The 4,062-nt window shown below is 59.3% G+C and carries 4 protein-coding genes; 3 read left to right on the forward strand and 1 reads right to left on the reverse strand.

The window, feature by feature from the left end:
• Positions 1 to 117: 117 nt before the first annotated feature.
• Positions 118 to 690, reverse strand: a complete 573-nt coding sequence (locus R3X27_RS25255) for a hypothetical protein (RefSeq protein ID WP_317711678.1) — start codon at positions 688 to 690, stop codon at positions 118 to 120.
• Between the two features lie 138 nt (positions 691 to 828).
• On the opposite strand from R3X27_RS25255, the gene R3X27_RS25260 reads away from it, so the two are divergent.
• From R3X27_RS25260 to R3X27_RS25270, 3 genes are all read left to right on the forward strand, one after another.
• Positions 829 to 1,134, forward strand: a complete 306-nt coding sequence (locus tag R3X27_RS25260) for a hypothetical protein (protein WP_317711679.1) — start codon at positions 829 to 831, stop codon at positions 1,132 to 1,134.
• A 618-nt stretch (positions 1,135 to 1,752) separates the two neighbouring features.
• Positions 1,753 to 2,187 (forward strand): universal stress protein, encoded by a 435-nt coding sequence (locus R3X27_RS25265; RefSeq protein ID WP_317711680.1) that lies wholly within the window; start codon positions 1,753 to 1,755, stop codon positions 2,185 to 2,187.
• Positions 2,188 to 2,207: 20 nt separating this feature from the next.
• Complete coding sequence (locus R3X27_RS25270) at positions 2,208 to 3,749, forward strand: alanine/glycine:cation symporter family protein (protein WP_317711681.1); 1,542 nt, start codon at positions 2,208 to 2,210, stop codon at positions 3,747 to 3,749.
• Positions 3,750 to 4,062: the final 313 nt, after the last annotated feature.

Below are 4,062 nucleotides of genomic sequence, written 5' to 3' on the forward strand. Positions count from 1 at the left end.
TTCTTTCGGATGCCGCACCTTGCACCAAGGTCCGAAAACGGAACCGCTCCGGGAGCAATCGGCGCTCGAGTATCCAGCAGGATCGGAAAATCGAGGCAACGTGGTGCATGGCGATGTTCAGGAATTGCTATTGGTCTCAGCAGACACGCCTCGACCCCAGGTAGGCTGATAGGTTTCAGGCACACGGCTAAGATCCATGGTCCGCTGCGGCGATCGGTTCACTGTCTTGAGTTCGTCAAGCTGTGCCCTCAGCCGCTCGACCTCCAGATAGCCCTGGATGGCCCCGTAGCGCGTCAGAAGGTCAACATAGGCGCGAGCCTCGCTCATGGCGACTTCCCCCTTCCCGGCAGCCTCCGTGGCCGCCCTGGCAGCCTCCACGAGCTTCCCGGGGGTGCCAAGGTCGTTGCCGAAACTCAATTGAACGAAGTCGGATCGTGTGGGAGGGCGCACCCGGTCGATAAGCCATGTGGCTGCGCGGACATCGCCCTCGTCGAGCGCCATCTCGATCACATCGGCGGCTTGGCCAAGCATCTCTTCGAGGCGATCACTTGCAAGGCGGGCGGCCCTTGCCTTGACGCCGTTCGGACCCGGCGGGCGACCGGGCGAGCGTGGCGGTTTTGTCCCAGGCAGGAAGCGGCCCTTCTGGTCACGCTTGGCTCCCTTGCCATGATAAGAAGTTGCGTTCGGCATTTCCGGCATATTCCCGTCAATAATGCTGACATATTAGCAGGTTTTTCCGAACTGTGAATGGCGCCGCTTCGCGGTCGGATTGATCCGAATAGTCGGGCTCCCGAAGGACAGAAGATCCGGAAACAAGGAGAAAACCAGATGACTACCGAACTCTGCAATTGCGACGGCGCCAGCGAGACCACGACTGTGGTTCCGCCGACACCAGCAGGAGAGATCACCGATCAGGCAACAACCTGGTACGGAAATCTGCCCGACAGGACTGGCAGCGTGTTCAACGCCGCCCATTCCACTACCGAAGCTCTTGTGGCCAGCGTGCCATGGAGTGGCTGGGCGTTCCTGATCCTCGGGCTGCTCATCGTGCTTGCGATCGTGCGGCCGAGATCGAGGAACGTCACCAACCACTACCACCGGCGCAGCCGGCCGCAGTTCAGGCCTAAGCGGTGAGGTGGGACTGGCAGCGCAATCGCGCTGCCGGTCTTTTTTGCGCGCTGGAACGTCGGAAGCGGACATTGATGCCGATTATGGGTAGAGCGCCCCACGTGGTTAGAAAGGCTCGTCGTCGGGGCGACTAGAGCGGCAAGTTTGCCGCCCCACCGGTCATCAGAGAGAAGCATCAGACGCCTCAGTTCAGCACAAGGCCGAAGCCGGGCCAGGTTGCCAGATTGAGCAAAGCGGTCCTTCACTATGCCGGTGCCGACTGACCGGGTCGCGGACGAAACGGCCATTGGCTGGGACGGACAGGATCACCGCTCATTCGCAATACTGACATTCGCCTGCCTGCATAACCCGCAGGCGCCGAATCATTTTAAGCGTTGCGAGTGCTCCGAAGCGGTCACTGAACCGTTGAGTGTGATGCTGCTGAGAGGCCCGTCATATCGAACATGCTCAGGGCGGCTCCGTCCGCGAAAGAACCAATCTCGACACCCAAGCCAGGTTGGGTCGCCGATCTCTTTTCCATCCCCGAACTACAAAACCCTTGTCGGGGTGACCTAACGGCACCTATCGTTGTCTGATGGCTGGTCCTCTTTGGCCCTGCTACGCACCCAAAGAATGGAGGATCCCATGACTTGCAAGTTTGTCGTTGGTTTTGACGGCAGCGAGGACGCCCAACGCGCGCTCGATTTTGCGCTGGACCGTGCGCGAAATGAAAATGCATCTATCCTGGTCGCTCATGTGCTTGAGTGGTCTCAGTTCTCATTCCTAACCCCAACAGAACTCGAAGAACGCCACAAGCGGCGCAAGGAGGAGATCGCTCGGGCTGAGGAAGCTGTCTTGCGGCCAGTGAAGGAGCGGCTGGCTGAGACCGGGCTCGAGGTGGAGACGATTATCCGGCACGGCCACGTCGCAAATACCATCAATGAAATCGCCGTTTCGAACGATGCCGACCAGATTTTCATTGGCCGAAAAGGTGAGGGGTCGGTGGGGGCCAGGCTCTTCGGATCCGTTCCCGGGGCCTTGGTCCAGATTTCATCGGTGCCTTGCACCATCGTACCGTGATGAGGAAGCAGGAGTCTCTTATGAAAAGTCATTTCAAACGCCTAGCGGTGGCAGCCGGGGCGCTCGCCTGCGCGGCGCCCGCCATGGCGCAATCGCTCGACGATCAGATCAATACCGCATTCGCAAGTTCGACTGGATGGTTCGTCAGTTTCATCTTCAGCCCCTTTCCCGGGACAAGCTTCCCCTGGATCGTTGCCTGGCTCGTGGTCGCGGCGACGGTGTTCACCATCTATTTCGCTTTCATCCAGTTCCGGGCCTTCGGGCATTCGATTTCGCTGGTGAAAGGCGACTATTCCGATCCGAATGACGCGGGTGAGGTCAGCCATTTCCAGGCACTCGCGACGGCGCTTTCGGGGACGGTCGGCCTTGGCAATATCGCCGGCGTCGCCGTCGCCGTTGGTATCGGCGGCCCCGGCGCGACCTTCTGGATGATCCTCGCGGGTCTCATGGGCATGGCGTCGAAATTCACCGAATGTACGCTGGGCGTGAAATACCGCAACGAATACGAGGACGGCACCGTCTCGGGTGGCCCGATGTACTACATCACCAAGGGTTTTGCCGAGCGCGGGGTGCCCGGCGGCAAACCGTTGGCCGTTCTGTTTGCGGTATTCTGTATCCTTGGATCTCTTGGCGGCGGCAACATGTTCCAGGCCAATCAGGCGCATGCGCAGATCTCCAACGTGGTCGGTTCCTATCCCGGCTGGATCACCGGCATCATCTTTGCCGGGATCGTCTTTGCAGTGATCGTCGGCGGGTTGAAATCCATCGCGAAAGTCACCGAGAAGGTCGTTCCCTTCATGGGTGTCATGTACGTGCTGGTCGCCCTTGTCATCATCGGCATGAATGCCGACAAGATCGGCTGGGCCTTCGGACAGATCTTTGCAGGTGCCTTCACCGGGCTCGGCGTTGCCGGCGGTATGGTCGGCGCCTTGATCCAAGGCTTCAAACGGGCCGCCTTCTCCAACGAAGCCGGTGTCGGATCGGCTGCCATCGCGCATTCCGCTGTGCGGACCAAAGAGCCGATCACAGAGGGCTTCGTCTCGCTGCTGGAACCGTTCATCGACACCGTGGTGATCTGCACGATGACGGCGTTGGTGATCATCATAACCGGCCAGCTAGTCACCGACCCAGAGACCGGTCTCTACCTGTTGAACGAAGCCGGCACGGCGATCCAGACAGTCGATGGCAATGGTGGCGTCGCGCTGACCTCGGCGGCTTTCTCGTCCGGTTTCGGCTGGTTCAAATACGTTCTCGCCATCGCGGTGATCCTGTTCGCCTTCTCGACGATGATCTCGTGGTCCTATTATGGGCTCAAGGCATGGACCTTCCTTTTCGGCGAAGGGCATACAAAGGAACTGGTCTTCAAGGTGATCTTCTGCGTCTTCGTGGTGATCGGCGCGGCGGCCAATCTCGGTCCGGTGATCGACTTCTCCGATGCCGCTATCTTTGCGATGGCCGTCGTCAATATCGCCGGTCTATATGTCCTGATGCCGATCGTGAAACGCGAGCTGGAAAGCTATCTGTCTCGCCTCAAGACGGGCGAAATCCGCAAGTTCCACTAGAACAAGCTGGTTCGACCCAGATGAATCGGGATGATCACGTGTCGGCCGGCGCAACTCGCGCCGGCCGATACCTTTTGGTCCCGTGATTCAACACCCGCCGAGATGCTGGCCGTGATCACGCGCGCCCCTCAAACGCGACTGATTTTCTTGACCTTTGAGCCAAATCTCAGAGGTAAAGCCGAACCACCGCGAACGTCCGGTTCGCCCTGATCATGTCAGTCGATTTTTGGGAAGGGCAACAGGTATTTCTCTGGCCGAAAAGGTCCACAAAGCCGCCGCAAGTGCAGCCCGCAGAAAACGAACAAAAAGGGCT

Origin of the sequence: Tropicimonas sp. TH_r6 (assembly GCF_033101155.1) — a bacterium.
Taxonomy (GTDB): Bacteria; Pseudomonadota; Alphaproteobacteria; order Rhodobacterales; family Rhodobacteraceae; genus Tropicimonas.

Bases quoted from the DNA above. Each gene is read 5' to 3' on its own strand.
- R3X27_RS25255 (WP_317711678.1), bottom strand. From the start codon at position 690: ATGCCGAACGCAACTTCTTATCATGGCAAGGGAGCCAAGCGTGACCAG.
- R3X27_RS25260 (WP_317711679.1), top strand. From the start codon at position 829: ATGACTACCGAACTCTGCAATTGCGACGGCGCCAGCGAGACCACGACT.
- R3X27_RS25265 (WP_317711680.1), top strand. From the start codon at position 1,753: ATGACTTGCAAGTTTGTCGTTGGTTTTGACGGCAGCGAGGACGCCCAA.
- R3X27_RS25270 (WP_317711681.1), top strand. From the start codon at position 2,208: ATGAAAAGTCATTTCAAACGCCTAGCGGTGGCAGCCGGGGCGCTCGCC.